The sequence below is a fragment of the Corynebacterium lipophilum genome (assembly GCF_024102595.1).
GTDB lineage: Bacteria > Actinomycetota > Actinomycetes > Mycobacteriales > Mycobacteriaceae > Corynebacterium > Corynebacterium pseudogenitalium.
Map to the genome: position 1 here is coordinate 23,895 of NZ_JAEUWV010000015.1, position 22,371 is coordinate 46,265.

Below are 22,371 nucleotides of genomic sequence, written 5' to 3' on the forward strand. Positions count from 1 at the left end.
TGCATCCAGTGTGATGCATCAGCGCCGGAAGAGGAAGCGTTTCTTGTCCACCATGGTGGACATCATCGGAGGCTAGTGCGCCCGATGAGGGTGACGTCCCGGAGGATGATGTCCTGGCCGGAAACGTTGAGGACCAAGCCGGTGAGTTCCGGTGAGTCCTCCACGTCGATGCCGTTTTCGCCGTTGAGGAACGTGCCCTCCTTAAGCAGCGGCAGGTCGGCGACGTCGCCGTTCCACGAGGCGCCGGCAGGCAGGCCGTAGATCCGGAAGCTGTCGCCGTTGGACGGAGTATCGACGATCACGTGCTCCAGGGTGAACCCTTTGCGGGCGGTCGCGCCCTTGGCGGGTCGGAGCTCGACGCTCACGTTGTCTGAGCCGGTCCAGGTGGTGGAGCGGTCGGCGTCGACAAGCTCGGGCGCGGAAGCACCTTCGATGGTCGCGCGCATCGGGGTGAGCAACACGGGCAGGCCCGTGACCTCCTCCTCGACCTCCTCTACCCCGGTCTGGACCGAGTCCACCGTGACGGGTGCGTTCGTGTCGTCGCCGGAGAGGAAGCCGACCAGGTACGCGGTGAGCGCCGCGATGATGATCACCGCGCCAACCGCGAGCGACAGCAACACCGCGAGTGTGACCGGGCCGTAACGGCGGGATCCGAAACCGCCGCGCAGGTCCTTCGGCTCCTCAGACTGCTCCTCGACCGGCTCGACGGGATCGATAGCTTCGGCGGGGGCGTCCTCGGCTTCGTCGCGGGTGAGTTGGCGCTCGAGCTCGCGGAAGTCGTGGGACTCGATGGCGTCGGCGTCGACGAGGGCGCGGGTGGTGCTGGCGACATCCGCGAGGTCATCGGAGTCGACGTTGGTGGTCAGCAGCTGCAGCGCGGAGGCGAAGGCGTCGGCGTCGTCGGCTGCGGAGGCGTCCGGCAGGACGGCCGGGAACGCGAGGCGCACGTGGCCCTCGCGGTCGATGCGCAGGCGCTGGCGGTTATCCAACCCGAGCGGCACCCCAGCCTCGTGCGCCGCGGCGATCGCGCCCGCCAACGGGGCAAGCGCGTTCGCCACCGCATCCGTGTGCAACGTCTGGCCCGACTCGGCGACGGCGCGGACCGAGGAGCCCTCCACCCAGTCCGCAACCACGAGGGCGCCCGTGCGATACGACACGATCTCGATGTTCTCCGGCAGCGCCGGGTGGCGCAGCATCGCGAGCTTGCGCGTGCGACGCGACACACCCGCGGCGTCGATAGCGGCCTGGCGCGGCGTCGCCGGAGCCATCGGGGCCATGCCCGTCGTATCGACGAACGTCAGCGCCACGGAGCGGCCCGTCGACACTTCGCGGGCCTGCCAGAACTGCGCGCCCGTCGTGGAGCCGTGATCGCGGATGAGGCGGAAACGGCCATCCGACACCGACGCACCCGGTACCAAACGCGGACCACGCACGACACCAGCCGACATCGGCGGCGGCACCGGCGACGCATTGAACGTATCGGCGGCCAGGAACTGCTGCGACACATCCCGCAGATCCACCTCGCCGACCTCGATCGCGGCGTCCTCGTCCGGGCGGATAAAGCGACCCATGCCCGGGATGCGCGCCAGCGCGCGGCCCAGGTTCTGCACCTCCGGCAGACCAGAGCGCGACAGCACCAGGCCCGTCGCCACCACGAACAGCACGCCGAGGACCATCACCTCAAGCAGGAAGCCCAGCGACGGCAGGCCGATGAGCCCGCCGAGGAAGGACGGGGCGTCGATACCCGCGACATCACGCACGAGCCAGCGCACCAGGAACATCACCGCGATACCGACCAGCGCCGAAGCCGCCGCCCACAGCGACGTGTGCAGCACCGAACGCGCCTCCAGCGTGCCCAACTTCCGACGCAGCAACAGCGCGCCGATCACCGCGCCGGCGACGAAACCGAAGCCGTTCGCAGCACCCAACAGCACCACGACGGACTGCGTCGAATCCGCAACCAGCGGCGCTAGGTACGACAGCACCACCTTCGTAATCGTGATGCCGGCGATAATGAACGTCGGCGTCCATGCCTCCTCCCGCGCGTAGAACACGCGCAGGTGCAGCATCACCAGGGCGTACGGGATCAGCGTAAACGCGGAGAAACTCACCGTCAGGCCCAGCGTGCGGGCCGTGCCGCCGTCGAAGTTGCCGTAGGCGAACAGCGCGTGCCCGATGTCCGGGCCGAGCGCCGTCATAAAGACAATGATCGGGATCAGGGCGATGAACGTCAGCTTCGTGCCCAGCGTCAAGTCCCGGACCACCGCGGCGTCGTCACCGTCGGCGGCGTTGCGGGACAGGCGCGGCATGATCGCCGTCAGCAAGGTGACGCCAATGATGCCGTAGGGCACCTGCAGCAGCATCCAGTGCTGCTGGTAAATAATCGGGGCGGCGTCGCTCGCCATCGACGCGATACGCGTGGTCACGATGTAGCCGACCTGGCTAATCCCCACATAGGTCACGATCGCCAGGGCCATCCCGCCGAACACCTTGAGGCGGTCGTCGATACCCCACAGCGGCCGCAGGTTAATGCCGAGCTTGCGCAGCGCCGGCAGCATAATCAGGCACTGCACCGCCACACCCAACGTCGTGCCGACGCCCAGCAGCAGCACATGCGGATTCGCTATCGACGCCGGCGCCGCGGGATTCAAACTGCCCGGCAACATCATGTACCCCAGCAGCACCGCAATCGACACCACGTTGTTCGCCACCGGCGCCCACGCACCCGGCCGGAAATGCTCCTTCGTATTCAGCACCGCCATGAACAGCGAGAACATGCCGTAGAAGAAAATCTGCGGCAATACCAAATACGCAAACGACGTCGACTGCGCGACGTTCACCTGGCCCTCATCGTCGAGGAAGACGCGAGTCAGCAGCGGCGCGGCGGCCACCGCGATGATGGTCACCACCGTCAGGAGCGTCAGCGTCAGCGTGAACAGCTGGCGGATAAAGCGCTCCCCGTGGTCCGGGTCCTCCTTCTCCGCGCGCACCAACACCGGCACCACCAGGGCCGTCAACACGGATCCCAGCACGATCTCCGTAATAATGTTCGGCAGCGTATTCGCCGTATTAAATGCCGACGCCACCGCCGGGCCCAACGCGGCGCCGATCAGCACCGTGCGGATGAACCCCGTGATGCGCGAAATCAGCGTCGCGATCGCCATCGATCCCGTCGCCCGCACCACGGAATTGCTCTCCGGGGCGGGATCCGGCACCGCTGCCGAAGGGTCCGCGGTCAGCGTCGAACGGTCCGGGGCCTCGGCCTCGGTGGCGTCGATAAGCTCTGGGTTCTCTCGCGGGGTGGGCACCGGCGCCGGCGGTGCAGGGGGCACGATTCGGCCACGCGTACCAGCCCGAGGTTGCTCAACCACGTCAGTCTCCAATCAAAGGTGGGTGTTCATTGTCCAAACGTTGCTGTGTTGTTGGGCTGCGTGGCGCAGCCCGCGCCCGACGCCGACGGCCCACCGAATACATCAGCATCAGCACCACCAGCACGCCGAGCCCGGTAACCAGCGCCCAGCCCTCCACGGCGGCGCCCGCCGTGCGCACCGAAATGTTCACCGGCTGCGAGATCGGGCTGCCATCGGAACCCGCCAGGTACAGCTGCAGGTCAATACTGCGCTGGTCCTCCGGGTAGTCCGCCGTCATCTGTACCGTCTGCGAGCCGCGGGCCGGGATCCGCATCGTGGTTGGCACGTGCAGCGTGATCGGGCCGCTCGCCGCCTGGAACCGGATGGTCGTCTGCACCGGCAGCGGCATCCCGTTCTGCGCCACGATCAGCAGCGGGCTCGACGGGGAGGTCCGCGTGTACACGTTGCCCGGCGGGATCAGCGTCACCGACGCCCGCAGCGCCTGCAGTACGTCACGGCTGCCCCGCAACCGCTCGGCCGTGGTGCGCACGGAGGCGTCGTACCGCGACAGCGACTGGCGCTCCTGCATACTCAGGGCCGCCAGCACATCGCGACGCAGCGGCAGCGTGAACCCGTAACGCGTCAGCGCCACCTGTGGGTCGTTCGCGAGCAGCTGCGTTAAGTCATCTGTGAACTCAGCCTGCTGGGAGGCCGTCAGCACCTCCGCGTCCGAGACCACCGTCGGATCCGGAAACAGCGTGCCCACGCGCGTCGCCGCTGGCACCTCCGCCTGGTCGGGCGTGTTCAGGAAGTCGCCGAAGCTCATCGGCGCGACCTCGCCGGACCGGACCAGCTCGGCGACCGTGCCCAGCAGCAGCGCCGCCGAGTCCGCGTCCCAGCTCGCCGGAGGGTTCACGAATACCGGCTCCTCCGGCGTCGCCTCCTGCACCGCAAGCCTGAGCGCGGAGGCCGCATTGATCGCGCGCGCCCGCTGGGAGTCCATCTCGTAGCGGTACCGTAGCGCGTCATTCGAGTAGCCGACGGTGGCGGGGGCGGAGCCGACCGTCGCTAAGACGGAGGCCAGCGAGTCCTGGAACTGCACTGCCATCACCCCCGGCGCCACCCACGCGGCGTTGCCGGGGCCCGGGTGGTCGACGCTGCTTCGCGCCGCCAGCACGTGCACCGGGTGCGCGGGCGCCGCCGGGAACACGTCCGCGGGGTCCGGCAGTTCGTTGCGGTCGAGCGCCGCCTGCCCGTCCCCAATTGTCGACGCCCGCTCCGCCCGAGCAGCCTCCCACTCCCCTTGCAGCCCGTGCTCCGGGATCGCGGAGTCGATGTGGTTGGCCCAGCCGAAGGCGGGGGCCGCATCCGGCGTGATGTAGCCGGCGCCCGGGATGACGGCGTTGAGCGTGCCCGGCGTGCCGAGCTCCCGCTCGAGCACGAACGGGCCTCGCTCCAACGCCTCACGCATCAGCCACTCGTCCCCGGTGCGGGCCAGGGTGTTGACGTCGACGTTTTGCCACGGCAGCGCCACCGTGCACCCCTTCGCGGCGACGCTGCGCAGCTGCTCCAGCCACGCCTGCGCGTCCGCTTGTCCCTTGCCTACCTCTCCTTGGGCGGTGGTGTCGTCGGTGGTCCAGCTGTCGCGGAGCCGCTTGGGCTCCTCAGCGACGGGCGGGCGCGTGGTGGTGACGCGGTAGCCCTCCGCCATCCGCGCCACCGTGTCCACGAGCGCCGGGTCCAGCCCCACGCACGTGGCGAAGCCGACGCCCGGCTCCTCCACGGCGTCCTCGTACTGACTGAGCAGCCGCTCGAGTCTCCCGCCGGGCGCGAGCTGGTTCGCCAACGTCTCCGACTTCAGCAGCAGCGGGGAGCGCTCCGGGGCTTCCCCGGTCTCCCCGGGCACAATGTCAATTGGTGCGGTGATCGGGTACAGGGCGGTCATAGCCGGCGCCGGGTCCTCCGACGGCTCGCCGCGCACCGAGATGTGGAAGCGCTCAGTGTCCAGCGTGGTCAGGTTCTGTTTGAGTTCGAAGAGCAGCGGGTACGTCCCCGCGCCCGGCAGCTCAACATCCAGCTCGACCTCTGCCGACTCCCCCGCGCCCAACTCCTTATCGACGTCCACTCCGCGCCCCACCGGGCCGTACTCGCTCACCGAGGCGACCGCCGCCGCGCGCTGGTCCAGCACGGAACCCGTGGCCGGGCCACGCCGTGGGACCACGCGCAGGTTCGCCAGCGGCGCGTCCGTGTTGTTGTGGATGCGAAGTTTCACGTGAAACATTTCGCCGGCGTTGAGGGCCGAGGGGGCGTCGACAAGCGTGATGGACGCGCGGGTGCCCTCCCCCGGACGCACTGCCGGGTTCACCCACTGCGACGCCACCGCCGGGTCCTCGGGCGACGTTGGCGCTGGTAGGGCGCCCGCCGTCATCGGGAGCAGACCCAGCGCCGCCACTGCAATCGCCGCGGCTCCGCTACGCACGCTGCTCATCGCGGCGTCAACCTTCCGGCCGCGGCCTCCTTGCGCGCCAAGTCCGGCATCCTGTTCACCGCGATCCGCGCGAGCTTGCGCTCGTCCGCGTACGCCAGGCGCTCAATCAGCTGGTTCATCGGCACCCACGCGACTTCCGTGACCTCCGGGTCTTCGTCGTTAAACACCCCGTCGACGTAGCGCAACAAGTTGTGGTGCACTGTCTTATGAATACGGACGCCCTCAGAAATGAACCAATAATCAATCACACCGAGCGTGTTGAAGGCCTCGCCGGTAATCCCGGTTTCCTCCCACACCTCACGCTCCGCGGTGCGCCACTGCTCCTCGCCTTCCTCCACGTGGCCCTTCGGCATCGACCACAACAGACGCCCCCGACGGTCCAGCCGCCCAATCAGCGCGACGTAAATCTTCGACAGGTCCACCTTGTCGTGCCGGTCCACAGCCTCCGCCATACCCGACACCACCAGGCCGCCCGCGCTCGTCTCGTTCCGGGTCTCCAGCGACGAATCCACCGGCCGCTGCTGCCTCTTGCGTGCCGAGGTCCCCCTGCCCCGCCGGTTCGACCCGCGGCGACGCTGCTGCTGCGACCCCCGCTTTTTGGCGTGCGAACCACGCCGACGGCCACGCCGCCGCTTCGGGGAGTCACCCCCCGCCTTCGAGTTAGCGCCGTCCCCGCGCCCCTTCCCGCCAGAGTTCGGAGACTTCCGCTCCGACGGAGGAACCGGCTTCGGCCGAGTGTTCTCAGTCATTCAATTCATGGTATCCGTACTGGCCACCTTTGTGGTACTTAACAGCACCAGGGAAGCAAAGTATCGTGTGAGAGGTGACAAAGACTGAAGAAACACACCGGTGCCCGTTCGACCTCCCCGACCCCTCCGACCCGAACGCCGTCGCGGCGTTGCAGGTTCGGGCCGAAGAGGGCGTCGAAAAGCTCAGTGGCTTGCTGACGCCCCTCGCCCAGCGCTTCGTGGAGCGCGGCGAGCACCTCTACCTTGTCGGCGGGCCCGTGCGCGACGCGATGCTGGGCAAGCTCGGGCACGACCTCGACTTCACGACGTCCGCCCTGCCCCCCACCGTGCAGGAAATTCTCGACGAATGGGGCGAAACCACCTGGGATACCGGCATTGAGTTCGGCACCGTGGCCGCCGTGCGCGAGGGCCAGCAGGTGGAGATCACGACGTTCCGCTCCGACCTGTACGACGGCGTGACACGCAACCCCGAGGTGACGTTCGGCGACACCCTCGACGGCGACCTCATTCGGCGCGACTTTGCTTGCAACGCGATGGCCATCGAGCTCGACGTGGTCGACGGCGCACTCCGCCCAATCTTCCACGACCCGGTGGACGGTATCAGTGACCTGCTGCAACGCCGCCTTGACACCCCGCAGGCCCCCGAGATTTCCTTCCGCGACGACCCGCTTCGCATGCTCCGCGCCGCCCGCTTCACCTCCCAACTCGGCTTCGAGGTTGCTCCGCGCGTCTTCGACGCGATGCGCGACATGGCAGGTGAGATTCAGCGCATCACCGTCGAGCGGATCCAAGCCGAGCTGGACAAGCTCATGTGTGGCATCGCCCCCTGGGAGGGCATTGACCTGCTGGTCCGTACCGGCCTCGCCGAGTTCGTGCTGCCTGAGGTGCCCGCGCTGCAGCTTGAGCAGGACGAGCACATGCAGCACAAGGACGTCTACGCACACTCGCTGACAGTGCTGCGCCAGGCCACCGAGCTCGAGGACGACGGCCCCGACCTCAAGTTGCGGCTCGCCGCGCTGCTTCACGACGTCGGCAAGCCCGCCACCCGCGCCCTCAAGGAAGGCGGTGGCGTGAGCTTCCACCACCACGAGGTCGTGGGTGCGAAGCTGGTGCGCAAGCGCCTCCGTGCGCTGAAGTACCCGAAGCACGTGATCAGCGACGTCGGCCAGTTGGTTTTCCTGCACATGCGCTTCTACGGTTTCGGCGAAGGCAAGTGGACCGATTCGGCGGTGCGTCGCTACGTCACCGACGCCGGCGACCTCCTCGGCCGCCTGAACAAACTCGTGCGCGCCGACTGCACGACGCGAAACCCACGCAAGGCGCGCCGCCTGCAACGTGCGTACCAGAACCTCGAGGAGCGAATCGCGACGCTCGCCGAGCAGGAGGACCTTGCGCGCATCCGCCCTGACCTGGACGGCAACGAAATCATGCAGATCCTGGATCTTAAGCCCGGCCCGGAGGTCGGCGAAGCCTGGAAGTATATGAAGGAACTACGTCTGGAGCGCGGCGAACTCGAGCACGACGAGGCCGTCGCTGCCCTGAAGTCTTGGTGGGAGGAACGTAATGTCTGAGTATTTCTTCGGTGACCGCCTGTTTACGTCACTCGAACGCACGGAACCTGACAGCGGTATGCTGCTCGTCGCCGCTCCGGGGATGTACTCGCCCGAGTTTGCTCGGACGGTTGTGCTCGTGATTGAGCACGGTGAGCAGGGCACGCTCGGCGTCATCTTGAACCGGCGTTCCGACGCCGCCGTGGCGAACGTGCTGCCAGAGTGGGAGTCGCTCGCCAGCGAGCCGGCGGTGATGTATTACGGCGGACCCGTCAGCCCGAACGCTGCCGTTGGCCTGGGCGTCACGCGCAACGACGTCGACATCGCCGAGCACCCGACGCTGACGCGCCTTGCGAACAAGCTGGTGCACGTCAACATGCATGAGCCGGCTGATTCCTTCTCTGAGTTGCTGGAGGGCTTCCGCCTCTTCGCCGGGTTCTCTTCGTGGGATGCCGGGCAGCTCGACGAGGAGATCGAACGCGGCGACTGGTACGTCGCCCCGGCCCTCCCCTCCGACGTCATCACACCCGCGAGTGTCGATTTGTGGGCCGACGTCCTACGCCGCCAGCCCATGCCTCTACCCCTTTTCGCCACCTTCCCATCCGACATCGAGGACAACTAGATGAATGTTTCACGTGAAACATTGCGAGAACTCGGTCTCGGAGTGCGCGACATGTGGCTCGTCGGCCTCGGCGTCGTGCCACTCGGGCTGGCGTTCGGCCTGCTCATGGTGCAATCCGGTTTCGCTTGGTGGTGGACGCCGGTCTTCTCGATGCTTATCTACGCCGGCTCCACCGAATTCCTCGCAATCCCGATGGTGCTCGGCGGGGTCGGCCCCGCCTCCGCCGCGATGACCGGTTTCATGGTGAACTTCCGACACCTCTTTTACGGCCTCACCTACCCGCGGGACGCGATCCGCTCGACGTTCGGCCGCCTCTATTCGATGTATTCACTTACCGACGAAGTCTACGCCGTCATCAGCGCCCGACAGCAGACCACGCGCCACACCGGCCCGCGCCTCATCGCCATCCACGTGATGTGCCAGGCGCTCTGGGTTGTGTCTGGCCTCGTCGGCGCGCTCGCCGGCGAACGCCTTCCCGGCACAATCGAGGGCATGGACTTCGCCCTCACCGCACTGTTCATCGTCCTCGCCTACGAAGCGTTCCAGGCTTCGCGAGACATGAGCGCCGTGCTCATCGCCGCTGGGATCGCGCTCGTTGCAGCCTTCGTCGTCCCCGGGCAGATGCTGATGGTGGCGCTCATCGCGTACTTCCTGGTCCTGCTGGTTCGTTTTTGGGTACCTGGCGTCGATAAGCGATTGGAGTGGAAGCGATGAACGGACTTCCCGCCGGCGTTGACCTGCCCATGGTGTGGGCCGTCATCCTGCCGATCGCCGTGGTCACCGTGTTGCTCCGTGCGCTGCCATTTGCCTTTCGTGGGTGGCTAGACGGCAGCCCTCTTCTCGACTTCCTCCGCCTCTACATGCCCGTCGGCGTCATGGTCGTCCTCGTGCTGTACACCTTCACCAGCTCCGACCAGCCCGTGTGGGCCGGGGTGCTCGTCGGCTTCGTGACGCTCGCCCTCCACGCCTGGCGACGCTCCCCCGCCCTCTCCATCCTGGCCGGCACGGGGCTGTACGTGGGGCTGGTTAACTTAGTGTTGTAAGTCACGAAATTGCTGAATATAAATCTGCCTGATACATTGGCGGTTGTTGTCAAATCCCTGGCAATATCGCCCTCTGTATTCAGGAGATTTCCATGAAGCGTTTCGCTACCGCTGCCATCGCAGCCACCACTGCCCTTTCGCTCGCCGTTGTACCGGCGCAGGCTGGGGAAGATACGAGGCAAGGGTCGACCGCAGGCCTTACGGATGAGTCTATGATCCAGTACATTGTGGATTCTTGGGGAAAGGAGCTAAAGAATCCCGGCTCAGGTGTTTCTGCACCTCATAAAGCATCCTCTGAATCTTCGTCTAAGCGAAAAGAGAATTCGCCAAAGTCGGACTTTGGTCCTTTTTGGAAATTCGCTTATAAGAATGATGCCGTTAATAATTACAAGCTAGGCACCACTGCTGACATCATCATCGGGACAAGTATCGCAGCAGCTGTTCTGGCTGTTCTTGGTGGCCTAGGCGCCGCACAACTTCAGGGCCTCATTCAGCTTCCGTTCTAACAATTATTCAGGAGATTTCCATGAAGCGTTTCGCTACCGCTGCCATCGCAGCCACCACTGCCCTCTCGCTCGCTGTTGTGCCGGCGCAGGCTGCAGACACGTCAAGCAACGATGACGAAGTCACCTCGTCGGTTGGTCTTTTGGCTCTGTTGCAAGCAGGCAAGCTGGCCGGTGCCGAAAACCAGGCGGATTACGATCAAGCAGCTGTAGAGACGCTGTTCGGCGCCGCCGCATTGCAAAGTTCCTTTGAAAACGACGAGAAGAAGGGCTGGCCCATGGGCCGCACCTTCGACATCATCTGGGGTTCCCTGCTCGGTGTTGCGGCTCTTGGTGGTCTTGCGTTCCTCGCTCTGAACGCAAAGTAGATTTCAAGATTTTGCGCGAGGCTCGGGTTTCGGGTCGAGCGCTTTGTCGTTTCGGGGAATGTTTTATTAACGTCACATACGTTAGACAGGTCTATAGTCTTGGTAGGGGCAAAGTTTCGTTTTCGGACGCTTCCTTGCCCTATCCGAGCCGTTGTCAGAGGATACCCTGCCTGTATTTAGTGGAACTTAATAGAGTGGTGCGTGGTCGGAACGATCCAAGATTGGCTTGACGTTCGCGCGCTATTGATTAGGTATTAATAGGGTGTCTATCTAGGTCAGCAAAACCCAGCCTCATACGGGAGGCTGGGTCAGAATGTGGCGTCGATAAGTGAATTAGAACGGCAGCGCTGGAAGCTGAATGCCCGGAATGACGCCGGAGACTGCAGCAACGACACCAAGAAGTGCAACGAGCGCAGCCGGAACGCCGATCAGGAGACCGAGAATGCCTGCCTTGTAATCCTTGTCGTTGATCAGCTCCTTGACACAATCCATCTCGTCAGAAGAAGAGGTCAGCTCCTCACGGATCTCCTGACGAGTCTGATCAGCCTTGTTCTTAGCGATGTCACCAGCAGTCTGTGCATCAGCCGCCTTCTTCTTCGCCTCAGCCTCCTTTTCCTTCTCTGCGGCCTCAGCCTTCGCCTTGCACTTCGCGAAGGCAACCGACGAGCCGACCTTGGCATCCTTGTCGGAAGGCTGAGCCTCCGCTGCGAACGCAGGGCCAGCGACCAGGGACAGGGACAGAGTTGCAGCAGCTGCTACGGAGGTAAAACGCTTCATGGGTAGCTCCTTTGTGGGATCGGTTAAAGTTAGGGACTCGCCAAAGTTTTGGCATGTCTGCAACTAACATCGATCGGAACGTCCTGTGCGTTACTTCGGAGATCAAATGATTCCGAGAGGTGATTTGGGAACAGCGCTCCCCTGCCCTGCGCGGGCTCGGACCAATAGGTCAGAGTGGGTTGAGAACTTGCTACTCCCATGGGGCCGTCGAACGGCTCCGATTGTCCGCGGGGCGGACAGGTGATTGCGTGTTTCGATATTCCGCGGGGCGGACAACTCGCCGTTGTTGCAACCCAGTATTGTTCACTTTCCGCGGGGCGGACACCACTTCGCGAATTGCATCGGCGAAGCACGCATTCCGCGGCGCGGACAATCTATCCGTTGTTACAACCCAACCTCCCGCACAGTCCGCCGCGCGGACTCCAACGAAGCTTTAGTCGACTCCAGTAGCATTCCGCGGCGCGGACAGAGCGAGTTCAGCTCAAGACCCCAACGATTGCATCAAGGTGTCCGCCGCGCGGACACCCACCCACACACCCGTGCTCGAAAGTGGCGTCGCAAAGCACCCCGCGCACTGTCCGCCGCGCGGACACCCACCAACAAATATTTGGATAAACCTCTTGACACCATCAATCGAACACGTATACTAAACAAAACGACCAAAACATCAGGGGGAACCATGCACACCACCACCATCGACGCCGACACCATCATCAACACCATCGTAGAAAGCGCACGCCTGTTCGCATACTCACACGCGGAAATACTGACCGCGATCGCCGAATTCGACACCCACAACCTCGCCGAAGCCTACGGGTGTGCCTCAACCGGGGCATGGCTTGCCAGAGTGTTAAAAATGAAACGCACCCGCGCCTACGAATACGCCGCCGTCGCACGCAAACTCACCGCCTTTCCCACCATCCTCGACGCGCTACGACAAGGAACCATCGACTACACCAGTGTGCGCTACATGCTCGACTACGCCACCGAGGCAAACCAACACGAACTCGTAGAGATAGCCGCCGAATCTGGCTACCAAGGCCTCGTATACGCCCTTGCAGGCGCAACACCCACCAATAGGCAACCCCAGGATGCTGGTGCACACTGCGGGCTGACCATCCGCGAAGACGGCCAATACCTACGCGGCTGGTTTTGCATGAACGCTACCGACGGTGTGGCCTTTCAAGCAGCCCTGCGCGCAGGCGCACACGCCTATGCGGACGACAACGCGATGGATGAGGCGGATGCGCAGATGATGCGCTCAACCTTCGGGCTGCCACAGGCACGATTAATGCTGCAATCACTCATGGGGTTGGTGCACATGGTGCGCACCGGGGCCGCCACACACGCCACGATGGCACCAGCAGCACAAGTGATGGTGCATATGACATCAGATGGGCGGGCGTTTTTACCGAATCACATGGCCGCTCCTGCCGCACGGCTTGCCAATCTGGTAGATCATGCAGATTTGATGGGTGTGCTCTATGACGCCCAGGGGCAGGTGATCAAGTTTGGGCGCAAACGCCGTTTGGCAAGTAGCAAGCAGGTGCAGGTGTTGTTAGGGATGTGGGGGCATAAGTGCGCGGTGCCGGGGTGTGGGCATACCAGGTTTTTGCAGATGCATCATATTCGGGATTGGGCCGAAGGAGGTGCAACGGATGTGGAGAATTTGGTGCCGTTGTGCTCGAGGTGTCATTCGTTGGTCACGGATGGGTTTATTCGCGTGGTCAAGCCTGGGCCTGTGTTGTATTTCCGGTTTGCTAGTGGTGAGCAGTGGGTGTGTGAGCCTGGTCGGGTGGGGTATCGCGATGATGCTGCCGAGATTGAGTTGGATGGGTGGGGTGTGGATTCGTTTGCGGATGAAGCCGCACCGACGTGGGATTGGGACACACCCAAGGTTTAAGCATGCCCCAGCAGACTACAAGCCTCAGCCCACAGCGCCTCGAACTCCTCTACCGCAATGGCTGTCGCAGAAATGCCCTCGAACTGTGCGTACAGGTCTGGGTGCGGAACGATAGACATCGGCTCATTCGCCTGACCAATCACTTTGCCGTCGGTATAAATGCCAGTAATGGTCTCGCTCGGGTCCAGCTCGATCATCCGAACCATCGTACATTCGCGAGGGTTCAGCTCCTCAAGTTCGGCAATATTGAGAAGCTCTCCCCCAAGATCTGGAGCGCTGTAATGAATCCGGACGTAATGTTTCACGTGAAACTACTCCTTCGAAGATGTCGGTTTTGCAAGGCGCGAGACGTACGCGGAGCACGTCATCAACTGAATCAGATGGTAGATCATCAGCGGCACAATCAGCACACCGAGTTGACCTCCGCCAAAGATAACCGACGCCATCGGCAACCCAGCAGCCAACGACTTCTGCGTCCCGCACATCTGGATCGCTACAGTGTCCGCCCTCGAGAACCTCAAAGCCTCCGGGACAACCCGCGTCACCCACAGCATGACGCAAACCAGAACCAGAGCGAACGCAGAGAGGAAGACCACCTCGAGCGCAGAAACACTTGACCACACGCCAGAAACAACACCAGCTGAGAACGCCGAGTAAACGACCATCCAAATGGACCCGCGGTCAACAAGCTTGGTAGCTTTCCGCGCAGCGAAGCCAGCAACACCAGGCACCACTGCCCGAGCGACCTGACCCAGCACGAAAGGAAGGAGCAACTGTAATGCAACATTCCGGAACACAGATGCATCAATATGAATGCCACTGTCGGCACCCATCAGGACCATCACGAGGGCCGGCGTCGCCACCACACCAACTATCGACGACAGGCTCGCCGCAACTACCGCACCCGGCACATTGCCACGCGCGATCCCCGTCAGCGCCACCGACGACTGTACAGTCGACGGCACCAGGCAAAGATAGAGAATCCCCTGGTACACCGAGTTGGAAATGAACGCGGTGGGGGGGCGCATGGCCAGGCCGATCAAAGGATATGCGATGAACGTGAAGGCGAGGATGACCGAATGCAGGCGCCAATTCGTCAAACCTTGCAGCGCCTCGCGGGTGGAAAGACGCGCACCATAGAGGAAAAACAGCAGACCGATTGCAAGTTTGACAGCAATGGAAAAGCCCTCGGCAAACGAGCCTCGGGCGGGCGCAATGAACGCGAGTACCGCGGCGAGGATGATGCCGAGGAGCAAGGGGTCGATACGGCGAAGAAAACCTGACATGCACACATGATAGCCACGTAGGCCACGCCAGGCAGTCCGAGAAAGCAGCAGCCTTACATCGACGCGTTCAGCGTCTCGCCCGCTTCTGTAAGCTGCGCTGGGGTCAGGGGATTTTGCGTTGGTCCGGAGACTGCGGAGCCGTCGGTAATGCTGAAGACGGAGCCGTGGCCGGTGCAGCGAACAGTGTCCCCATCGACTTTGGTGATCTTCTGGCCCTGATGCGGGCAGGTTTGGGAGTAGGCGACGTACTCGCCGGCGGTCGGTTGGGCGATGATGAAGCCGTCGAGGATGACGGCGCTGCCGACGGGTACTTGGGTTTTGGCTACCTCGGCGGTTGGTTCCGATCCGCAGGCGGCGAGGAACGCGCCGGCGAAAGTGGTGGCGGTGCCGAGGAGGAACATGCGTCGTGAACAAGTCATGCCCTGATAGTAGCCTGTTTCATTGCCGCGACGTAGGAGGACAGCTCGGCGGTCAGCGCGTCGATGTCCGTGATGCGCGCGGGATTCGGGTGCGTGTGTTCGGTGTATTTAGCCACGATGTTCGCAATCGCGGAGCCGGTGATGGCGCCTGCTGCCCCGGCTGCGATTGCGTCCGCGACGTGCTGCGGTGTGGAGATCCCGAACCCGAGCAGCACCGGGGCGCCGCCGTATGCTTGCACGTTGTCCACTACCTCGCGAAGGCCGTCGACGGAGGCTTCCTTGTCGGCGCCGGTCACGCCGTCACGGGAGATGGCGTAAATGTAGCCGCGGGATTGCGCGGCGACGCCCTCCAAAGTCTGCGGGCTGGCTTTGGCAGGGGCGATGTAGATCGGGTCGACACCCGCGGCAAGAGCAGCTTCGCTGAACGGCGCCGATTCGCGCACAGGGACGTCCGGGAGCAGCACGCTGTCTGCGCCCGCCTCTCGGAACGCCTCGTAGAACGAGGAAAGACCGCGTACGTAGGCGACGTTGGCGTAGATCAGCATGCCGATCGGCAGGTCGGGGTATCGCTCGCGGATCGTCCGAACTTGTGCCAGTGCCTTATCGACGGTTGCTCCGCCATCGAGTGCCCGCACGTGTGCCGCCTGGATGGCGGGGCCGTCGGCGACGGGGTCGGAGAACGGGACGCCGAGTTCGAGGGCGTCGGCTCCGGCGGTGACGGCGGCGTCGATGATTTGGAGGGCGTCGTCGGGGTTGGGGTCGGAAAGCATGATGAATGGGACGAAGGCCCCCTCTCCCCTCTCCTGTAGGGAGGCGAAGAGTCTTTCGTAACGTGACGTTGCAGGGGTGGACATGTTAGTTGGTCTCCTTTCGCACATTTTCAACCCATTCCGGGTGTTCGGCGAGTGTTCTACGGACGTGAGTGACGTCCTTGTCGCCGCGGCCCGAAAGGGAAACGAGGATTGTGAGGGGCTCCGCGTCAGCCGGGTGGGACGCCGCGCGTTGCAGCGCGTACGCCAACGCATGCGAGGACTCGAGCGCCGGGATGATGCCCTCGTGCCGTGACAGCAACTGGAACGCACGCAGGGCGGATTCGTCGGTGACGGGAACGTACTTCGCTCGGCCCGTCTTGGCAAGGTTTGCGTGCTCGGGTCCGACCGCGGGGTAGTCCAGGCCGGCGGATATTGAGTAAGACTCAGCCACTTGGCCGTCGGTGTCACGCATCAGGTAGGAGCGCGTGCCGTGCAGAATGCCGACGGTCCCGGCAGCAATCGCGGCGCCATGCTTGCCGACGCCCACGCCCTCTCCCCCGGGTTCGACGCCGACGAGTTCGACGCCCTCCTCGTCGATAAACTCGGCGAACATCCCGATGGCGTTGGAGCCGCCACCGACGCAGGCGCAGACGACGTCCGGCAGCCCACCGGTACGCTCAAGCATCTGGGCTTTCGCCTCGGCGGAGATCACGCGGTGGAACTCCTTGACGATCTTGGGGAACGGGTGCGGCCCGGCCGCGGTGCCGAGCAGGTAGTGGGACTCGTGGAAGGTGGCGGTCCAGTCGCGTAGTGCTTCGTTGACGGCGTCTTTCAGGGTGCCGGCGCCGGAGTCGACGCCCACTACCTCAGCACCCATCAGCCGCATGCGGTAGACGTTTGGCTCCTGCCGCGCCATGTCGGTCTTACCCATGTAGATGACGCAATCCAAACCCAGTAAAGCGCAGGCGAGCGCGGTGGCGGTGCCGTGTTGGCCGGCGCCGGTCTCGGCAATGATGCGGGTTTTGCCCATCTTCTTCGCCAGTAGTGCTTGGCCGATGACCTGGTTCGTCTTGTGTGCGCCGCCGTGCACGAGGTCCTCGCGCTTGAGGAAGATGCGCGCGTTCGCGCCGTTGAGGGGCAGATTGCGACATTCGGTAAGCGGGGTCGGTCGGCCGAGGTAGTCGCGAAGCATCGCGCGGTATTCGGCCATGAAGGTTTCCTCGGCGAGGGCGTCGACAAACGCTCGCTCGAGTTGGTCAAGCGCCGGCAGGAGCGATTCGGGGACGAATTGCCCGCCGAATTCGCCGTAGTATGCGGGCAGGATGGTGCTGCCGCCGTGGGTGTAGTCAGTCAATTTCTGTCCTTGGGTAGTGGTAGTTGCCGATGATCTCGAAGGCCCGCCGCAGCGCGCCCGCGTCCTTACGCCCGGCCTGAGCAGGGTATTCGACGCCCGAGTTGAGGTCTACGCCGGAGCAGCCGACGGCGAGCGCCTCCCGGAGGTTGTCGGGGTGCAGCCCGCCGGCGAGGAGCGAGTCGCCGCGTACCTCGTCCGGGATGTCGGCCCAGCGGAAGGTCTCGCCGGAACCGCCGTCGCGCGCGTCGAGCACCAGCTTGTCGACGCCCCCTAGGATCCCCAGCGCAACCTCTACGCCGGATGACTCACTCATGGAGACCGCCCGCCAGAGCTCGACGTCCTCCCCGATCTCTGCGCGCACCCGCTCGACCAGGGAGCGTTCTGCCTCGAGCGATCCCTGGTACGGAGCGTGCACCTGCACCGCGTGGATGCCCGGCTGGACCAGTTCGCCGTACCCGGACGTGCGGCGGGAAACCGCGACGTACCGCAGCCCCGGCTCGTGTGCGATGATGTCCGCCGATGTTTCACGTGAAACATTGCGCGGACTCGACTCCTCGAAGATGAGCCCGCCGTACACGGCGCCCGCCGCCTTGGCGGCCTGCGCGGCGCTCCACGACGTCAGCCCGCACACCTTGTTTGGCCCGTACACCAGTTTCCGGGCGGCCAGGTCGATGTCCGGCTGGCCGGTCAGCTGCGACCCGACCAGGAACCCGTCCGAGTGCCCGCCGAGCTGACGCACAGTCTCCACGGACTGGATGCCGGACTCCGACACCACCGCCGCTTCGGCAGGAGCGAGTCGCGCCAACCGGGCGGAGCGCGTTAGGTCAATCGACAGGTCGTGGAGGTTCCGGTGGTTCACGCCGAAGATCCGCGCGCCGAGTCGACCAGCCCGCACGGCCTCCTCCTCGCTAATCACTTCGGTGAGCACGTCCATCCCGAGGGACTCGGCGCGGCCGGAGAGGTAGGCGTAGCTGGCGTCGTCAAGAATCGAGAGCATGAGCAGGATAGCGTCGGCGCCGAAGTAGCGCGCGGCGTAGACCTGGACCTCGTCGATGATGAAGTCCTTGCAGAGTACGGGCAGGTGCGTGCTCGAGGCGACCGTGGCCAGGTGGTCGTAGTCGCCGCCGAAGCGGGAGGGCTCGCACAGCACGGAGATGCCGGCGGCGTAGCGCGAGTACACCGAGGCGATTTGGCCGGGCTTGTAGTCGGCGCGGATCAGGCCGAGGGACGGCGAGGAGGACTTGCATTCCATGATGAAGCTGGTGCCCTTGCGCTTCAGGTTGTCGTAGAGCGAGCGCTCCGAGCGCGGGAGTGCAGCGACATCAACGTGGACAAGACGCTCGCGGATCGCTGCCAAATCGCCACGTCGGCTTGCCACGATCTCCTCGAGCACGGTGGGTAATTGCTTAGGCACTGTAATCAGCCTCCTCGTGTCGTTGCAACCATGCTTGCACGGTGCCGTCGGCAAGCAGGTTGAGGGCGTGGGTGACGCCGTCGGCGATGGTTGGCGCTGTGCCGTTGAGGTAGAACATGGCACCCGCACCGGCGGCGACGGCCGAGCGGTGCGCCTCCGGCCCCTCCCCCGCGAACGTCGCGCGGATGGCGGCTGCGTTCTCCGCGCCGTCGCCGCCGCGTAAGTCCTCGAGCGAGCAGCGCTTGAGGCCGAGTTCCTCCGGCGTAAGCACGTATTCAGTGATGGAACCGTCCCGGCCCAGCTCCCAGACCTGCGACTCGCCGTGCACCGCCAGCTCGTCGGTGCCCGCGCCGTGGACGACGAGCGCACGCCCGCGCCCGAGCTCGCGCATCGTCTCAGCGATGACGCGCCCCTGCGCCGGGTTGGCGATGCCCATGATCTGGTACTCCGGCCGCGCCGGTGAGAGCAGCGGCCCCATCGTGTTAAACAGCGTGGACACGCCGAGCGCCTTGCGCACCGGCTGCACGTGCGCGATGGTCGGGTTGTACGCCGGTGCGAAGAGGAAGGTGAAGTTGGAGGACTCGAACTGTCGCACCGCACGCGAGGGGTCGAGGTCGAGTGGGATGTTCAGGGCCTCGAGGACGTCGGCGGAGCCGGACTTGGAGGACACGGACCGGTTGCCGCACTTGATCATGGGCACTCCGCCAGCGGCGGCGACCAGTGACGCCGCGGTGGTGATGTTGATGGTATTCGCGCCGTCGCCGCCGGTGCCGGCGGTGTCCATCAGCCCCTCCCCCGTCACCGGGAACGGTCGGCCTGCGGCGAGGAACGCGCGAGCCGCGCCGGCGATGTCGGCGAAGGTTTCGCCGCGTGTGCGGATCGTGGCCAGGAGTGCTGCGATGTGGACGTCGTCGTAGTCGCCGACGGTGAGCGGGGTGAATGCCTCGATGGCTTCCTCGAGTGTCGGCTCCCGGTTGTCCAGGAAGCGCTTGAGGATGGTGAGGGATCGTTCGGTTGCCATGGTTAGTTTCCTTTCTTCAGCTTGTCGACGCACCGGCGCAGCATCGTTGGGCCTGCGGGTGTGAGGATCGATTCGGGGTGGAACTGCAGCCCGATGGACATGCCGTCGTTGGTTTCGGCGGCCATGACGATGTCCCCGGTGCGGGCCAGCGCGTGCATCTCTGCAGGCAGCGACACTGCCCCGAGCGAGTGGTAGCGCGCGACCGGCACGTCGCGCCTGAGCTGGCTGGTCATGCCGCGGAAGAGCCCGGACGCAAGGCCCTCCGAGGTTAGTCTCATGGTGTCCGAGACTCCGTGCACGGGCCCGCAGGGCTGGACGGTGCCGCCGAAGTGTTCCACGAGGGCTTGGTAGCCGAGGCAGATGCCGAGCATCGGCACGCTGCCCTGTGCCCGGCGGATCAGTTCTGGCATGCAGCCGGCGTCGCCGGGGTACCCGGGCCCGGGTGAAAGCACGATCAGTGAAGGATCCAGCGCCAGTATTGAGTTAACATCAACAGTGTTACGAAACACTACTGACTCATACTCAGCAAGCGCGTCCACCAAGTTGTAAACGAACGAGTCCTGGTTATCCAGCAGCACAATCATTTGATTACCTCCAGTTCTGCGCCGGCGGCCAGCGCGATGGCGTTGAGTACCGCGTACGCCTTGTGCAGCGTCTCGTCGGCTTCGGACTGCGGGTTGGAGTCGCGCACGACTCCGGCACCCGCCTGCACGATCGCCTTCCCGCCGGTGACGTACGCGGAACGGATCACGATGCAGGTGTCAAAGTCGCCGTTGCTGTCCAGGTAGCCGACTGCTCCGCCGTAAGACCCGCGCCGCGCGCCCTCGAGCGAGCGGATCAGCGAAGTGGCGCGCAGCTTCGGCGCCCCGGTGAGCGTGCCCATGTTCATGCACGCCCGGTACGCGTCGAGTGCGTCGAGGTCCCCAGCCAGCCGCGCTGAGACCCGGGACACGAGGTGCATGACGCGCGAATACCGGTCTACCTGCAGCAACTCGGCAACTCGCCGCGTGCCGGGCTCCGCAACGCGGGCGACGTCGTTGCGCGCGAGGTCCACGAGCATGGTGTGCTCGGCGACTTCTTTGGCGTCGGTGCGTAGCTGCAGCTCCATCCGCGTGTCCAGCTCGTGGTCGACCGTCCCGTCCTCGGCGAGCCCGCGCGGCCGCGTCCCCGCAATCGGGTACAGCTGCACCTCACGGTCGGCGTTGGTGTACTTCAGGTTGGATTCGGGCGAGGCGCCGAAGAGCTCGAAAGAGTCACCATGCTTATCGACGCCCCTCTGGTAAAACATGTACGGCGAAGGATTAGTCGCGCGCAGTTGGAGGTACGCGGCGAACGCGTCCGGGCAGTCGGCGACAAAGCTGCGGGCGGGCACGACTTGGTAGATGTCCCCGTTGTAGATGTGCTCCTTGAGGCGTTCGACGTCGGCGCAGAACTGCGCGTCGGGGATGTCGGCGCGAGCAACCAGGGTGCCGCCGGGCCCCGCCGAGGAACGTAATGGCGGTGGCGAAGCGGCGTCGATACGCTCGGCGAGCGCGTCAATCCCAACTCCGCTGAGCGTCGCGGTCTGTGCCTGGTGGTCGATGCGCAGCAGCACTTCGGCGAGGACGAACTGGTAGTCGGGGTAGGTGTTGGCGCCGTCGGCCACGGCCGGAAGCGCCTCGAAGGTTTCGAGGTAGTCGTAGGCGAACCCGCCGGCGAGGAAGCCGAACTTGCTGAGCGCGCGCAGTACCTCGACGGTGGAGGTGGCGGTGAGGCGCTCGCGCTCGTCCGCAACAACAGCAGCGGCAACAGGCGGAAACGCGTAGACGTTCTCTCCAACGTGGTACTCCCCCAGCTGCTCCCGCAGTTGATCAGCCACCGTGCGCCCGAAGGAGGTCAGTGGCTCGACGTGTACGTGGATGCCCGAGCAGGTGACGCGCACCGCGGCCCGCAGCACCGCGACCGATTGGATGCCGGAGCGGGTGGTGATGTCGGCGGATTCAAGCAGTACCGTGTCCTGGTTCGTGGTGCCGCCGAGGTGCGCGAAGAGGCTGGCGGCGTCCGCGTGGTACTTCACGTGGCGGGTGGTGTGTGTGCTCATGGTCGTCCTTCGTGTGTTGGTACACCGAGGGCGTGTGAGCCAAAGCAAACGGCCCGCGGTGCTTGTGGTTACAAGCCGGCGGGCCGTCGTTGGGACTCTAGAAGGTACTAGAAGAGGCGGCTCGCCGTGTTCGGGAGCCACCACCAGTTCTTCTGAGTCGTGAAAGTCATAGGTGTAAAGGTAGCGGAGAGATCGAACGCTGTACGCGGAACCACCAAACTCCCTGCGTACAGCGTGAATATAAAACTGCTACTGCTGTTCGTCCGCCTTCCCGGCGGCCTTGCGTAGCGCGCCGAGGTCCACGGCGGGCTCGTCTGAGGAGTCTGAGTCCGAGGCGTCCAAGGCGGCGTCGACAAGCGCGGCGGCGCGGGCCCCGAAGTTACCGCCGACGGAGATGCTCACGAGCCCGGCGATGACAGCCACGGCCACGAGTATCCACATCCACCCGTATGCAATAAATGCAAAGGCGGCGCCGATGGCGAAGGCGACTGCGGCGAGCACCCAGAAGGGGCCGGTGACGCGGTGGGCCTGGCGCCAGGTGGACTCGTGCTTGCGAACTTCCGGTACACGCAGCCCGATGATGCTGTTGCCGGGGAGCTTCCCGGTGGTCGCGAGGACGCCCGGTATGAGAAGTGCCACAGTGAATACTATAAGGAGTATCCCAATGATAGTATTTATGGAACTTGTGTCAG

Annotated in this window: 21 protein-coding genes; 7 read left to right on the forward strand and 14 right to left on the reverse strand. The window is 64.5% G+C overall.

All coding sequences use genetic code 11. The features are described from left to right. Positions 1-62 precede the first annotated feature (62 nt). From JMN37_RS08985 to JMN37_RS08995, 3 genes are read right to left on the reverse strand one after another with little or no spacing between them, the layout of a single operon-like run. Entirely contained in the window at positions 63-3,371 is a 3,309-nt protein-coding gene (locus JMN37_RS08985; protein WP_145945287.1) for a murein biosynthesis integral membrane protein MurJ, read from the reverse strand. Between the two features lies 1 nt (position 3,372). Then, positions 3,373-5,838, reverse strand: coding sequence for a DUF6049 family protein (locus JMN37_RS08990; protein WP_252931841.1), 2,466 nt, complete (start codon positions 5,836-5,838; stop codon positions 3,373-3,375). Beyond that, on the reverse strand, positions 5,835-6,587 hold the full coding sequence (locus JMN37_RS08995) for an NUDIX hydrolase (RefSeq protein ID WP_252931843.1): 753 nt from the start codon (positions 6,585-6,587) through the stop codon (positions 5,835-5,837). The genes JMN37_RS08990 and JMN37_RS08995 overlap by 4 nt, the downstream gene beginning before the upstream one ends. Before the next feature lie 149 nt (positions 6,588-6,736). Between JMN37_RS08995 and JMN37_RS09000 the strand changes: the two genes are divergently transcribed. The 6 genes from JMN37_RS09000 (at position 6,737) to JMN37_RS09025 (ending at position 10,673) form a co-directional block, all read left to right on the forward strand. Further along, complete coding sequence (locus tag JMN37_RS09000) at positions 6,737-8,158, forward strand: CCA tRNA nucleotidyltransferase (protein WP_071573864.1); 1,422 nt, start codon at positions 6,737-6,739, stop codon at positions 8,156-8,158. Then, positions 8,151-8,759: a YqgE/AlgH family protein gene (locus tag JMN37_RS09005; RefSeq protein WP_252931845.1), complete on the forward strand. Its 609-nt coding sequence runs from the start codon at positions 8,151-8,153 to the stop codon at positions 8,757-8,759. Before JMN37_RS09000 ends, JMN37_RS09005 begins: the two co-directional genes overlap by 8 nt. Continuing rightward, positions 8,760-9,473, forward strand: coding sequence for an AzlC family ABC transporter permease (locus tag JMN37_RS09010; protein WP_252931846.1), 714 nt, complete (start codon positions 8,760-8,762; stop codon positions 9,471-9,473). It abuts the gene before it with no gap. Next, positions 9,470-9,802, forward strand: coding sequence for a branched-chain amino acid transporter permease (locus JMN37_RS09015; protein WP_071573856.1), 333 nt, complete (start codon positions 9,470-9,472; stop codon positions 9,800-9,802). The genes JMN37_RS09010 and JMN37_RS09015 overlap by 4 nt, the downstream gene beginning before the upstream one ends. 92 nt (positions 9,803-9,894) lie before the next feature. Continuing rightward, complete coding sequence (locus JMN37_RS09020) at positions 9,895-10,308, forward strand: hypothetical protein (protein WP_071573855.1); 414 nt, start codon at positions 9,895-9,897, stop codon at positions 10,306-10,308. A gap of 20 nt (positions 10,309-10,328) precedes the next feature. Next, entirely contained in the window at positions 10,329-10,673 is a 345-nt protein-coding gene (locus tag JMN37_RS09025) for a hypothetical protein (protein ID WP_071573854.1), read from the forward strand. A 333-nt stretch (positions 10,674-11,006) separates the two neighbouring features. Here the strand turns inward: JMN37_RS09025 and JMN37_RS09030 are convergent, their stop codons facing one another. Further along, positions 11,007-11,450 (reverse strand): hypothetical protein, encoded by a 444-nt coding sequence (locus JMN37_RS09030; protein WP_252931848.1) that lies wholly within the window; start codon positions 11,448-11,450, stop codon positions 11,007-11,009. A 679-nt stretch (positions 11,451-12,129) separates the two neighbouring features. On the opposite strand from JMN37_RS09030, the gene JMN37_RS09035 reads away from it, so the two are divergent. After that, positions 12,130-13,353: an HNH endonuclease signature motif containing protein gene (locus tag JMN37_RS09035; protein WP_252931850.1), complete on the forward strand. Its 1,224-nt coding sequence runs from the start codon at positions 12,130-12,132 to the stop codon at positions 13,351-13,353. Here JMN37_RS09035 and JMN37_RS09040 read toward each other — a convergent pair. The 10 genes from JMN37_RS09040 to JMN37_RS09085 form a co-directional block, all read right to left on the reverse strand. Beyond that, complete coding sequence (locus JMN37_RS09040) at positions 13,350-13,658, reverse strand: hypothetical protein (RefSeq protein WP_070975444.1); 309 nt, start codon at positions 13,656-13,658, stop codon at positions 13,350-13,352. The two genes, JMN37_RS09035 and JMN37_RS09040, sit on opposite strands and share 4 nt — an antisense overlap. Positions 13,659-13,664: 6 nt before the next feature. Then, the gene (locus JMN37_RS09045; protein WP_252931852.1) at positions 13,665-14,639 is read right to left on the reverse strand and encodes a bile acid:sodium symporter family protein; all 975 of its coding nucleotides are present in this window, start codon (positions 14,637-14,639) and stop codon (positions 13,665-13,667) included. A 53-nt stretch (positions 14,640-14,692) separates the two neighbouring features. Beyond that, complete coding sequence (locus JMN37_RS09050; RefSeq protein ID WP_071573850.1) at positions 14,693-15,040, reverse strand: Rieske (2Fe-2S) protein; 348 nt, start codon at positions 15,038-15,040, stop codon at positions 14,693-14,695. A gap of 14 nt (positions 15,041-15,054) precedes the next feature. Beyond that, positions 15,055-15,912, reverse strand: coding sequence for a tryptophan synthase subunit alpha (trpA, locus tag JMN37_RS09055; protein WP_071573849.1), 858 nt, complete (start codon positions 15,910-15,912; stop codon positions 15,055-15,057). A 1-nt stretch (position 15,913) separates the two neighbouring features. Next, complete coding sequence (gene trpB / locus JMN37_RS09060) at positions 15,914-17,164, reverse strand: tryptophan synthase subunit beta (protein WP_071573848.1); 1,251 nt, start codon at positions 17,162-17,164, stop codon at positions 15,914-15,916. Then, a complete protein-coding gene (gene trpCF, locus JMN37_RS09065; RefSeq protein ID WP_252931854.1) occupies positions 17,157-18,578 on the reverse strand; it encodes a bifunctional indole-3-glycerol-phosphate synthase TrpC/phosphoribosylanthranilate isomerase TrpF in 1,422 nt (473 codons plus the stop codon). The genes trpB and trpCF overlap by 8 nt, the downstream gene beginning before the upstream one ends. Then, positions 18,571-19,599 carry an anthranilate phosphoribosyltransferase gene (trpD, locus tag JMN37_RS09070; protein ID WP_252931868.1) on the reverse strand — a complete coding sequence of 343 codons (1,029 nt, stop codon included), beginning with the start codon at positions 19,597-19,599 and terminating at the stop codon, positions 18,571-18,573. Before trpD ends, trpCF begins: the two co-directional genes overlap by 8 nt. Positions 19,600-19,601: 2 nt before the next feature. After that, positions 19,602-20,183, reverse strand: a complete 582-nt coding sequence (locus JMN37_RS09075; protein WP_252931870.1) for a glutamine amidotransferase-related protein — start codon at positions 20,181-20,183, stop codon at positions 19,602-19,604. After that, positions 20,180-21,679, reverse strand: a complete 1,500-nt coding sequence (locus JMN37_RS09080) for an anthranilate synthase component 1 (protein ID WP_252931879.1) — start codon at positions 21,677-21,679, stop codon at positions 20,180-20,182. Before JMN37_RS09080 ends, JMN37_RS09075 begins: the two co-directional genes overlap by 4 nt. Positions 21,680-21,928: 249 nt before the next feature. Then, entirely contained in the window at positions 21,929-22,318 is a 390-nt protein-coding gene (locus JMN37_RS09085) for an SdpI family protein (RefSeq protein WP_252931881.1), read from the reverse strand. Positions 22,319-22,371 lie beyond the last annotated feature (53 nt).

Coding starts and splice junctions, on each gene's coding strand:
- JMN37_RS09075 (WP_252931870.1), bottom strand. CDS start 20,183: ATGATTGTGCTGCTGGATAACCAGGACTCGTTCGTTTACAACTTGGTG.
- JMN37_RS09030 (WP_252931848.1), bottom strand. CDS start 11,450: ATGAAGCGTTTTACCTCCGTAGCAGCTGCTGCAACTCTGTCCCTGTCC.
- JMN37_RS09025 (WP_071573854.1), top strand. CDS start 10,329: ATGAAGCGTTTCGCTACCGCTGCCATCGCAGCCACCACTGCCCTCTCG.
- JMN37_RS09015 (WP_071573856.1), top strand. CDS start 9,470: ATGAACGGACTTCCCGCCGGCGTTGACCTGCCCATGGTGTGGGCCGTC.
- JMN37_RS08990 (WP_252931841.1), bottom strand. CDS start 5,838: ATGAGCAGCGTGCGTAGCGGAGCCGCGGCGATTGCAGTGGCGGCGCTG.
- trpA (WP_071573849.1), bottom strand. CDS start 15,912: ATGTCCACCCCTGCAACGTCACGTTACGAAAGACTCTTCGCCTCCCTA.
- JMN37_RS09080 (WP_252931879.1), bottom strand. CDS start 21,679: ATGAGCACACACACCACCCGCCACGTGAAGTACCACGCGGACGCCGCC.
- JMN37_RS09010 (WP_252931846.1), top strand. CDS start 8,760: ATGAATGTTTCACGTGAAACATTGCGAGAACTCGGTCTCGGAGTGCGC.
- JMN37_RS09045 (WP_252931852.1), bottom strand. CDS start 14,639: ATGTCAGGTTTTCTTCGCCGTATCGACCCCTTGCTCCTCGGCATCATC.
- JMN37_RS09035 (WP_252931850.1), top strand. CDS start 12,130: ATGCACACCACCACCATCGACGCCGACACCATCATCAACACCATCGTA.
- JMN37_RS09050 (WP_071573850.1), bottom strand. CDS start 15,040: ATGTTCCTCCTCGGCACCGCCACCACTTTCGCCGGCGCGTTCCTCGCC.
- trpD (WP_252931868.1), bottom strand. CDS start 19,599: ATGGCAACCGAACGATCCCTCACCATCCTCAAGCGCTTCCTGGACAAC.
- JMN37_RS08995 (WP_252931843.1), bottom strand. CDS start 6,587: ATGACTGAGAACACTCGGCCGAAGCCGGTTCCTCCGTCGGAGCGGAAG.
- JMN37_RS09020 (WP_071573855.1), top strand. CDS start 9,895: ATGAAGCGTTTCGCTACCGCTGCCATCGCAGCCACCACTGCCCTTTCG.
- JMN37_RS09005 (WP_252931845.1), top strand. CDS start 8,151: ATGTCTGAGTATTTCTTCGGTGACCGCCTGTTTACGTCACTCGAACGC.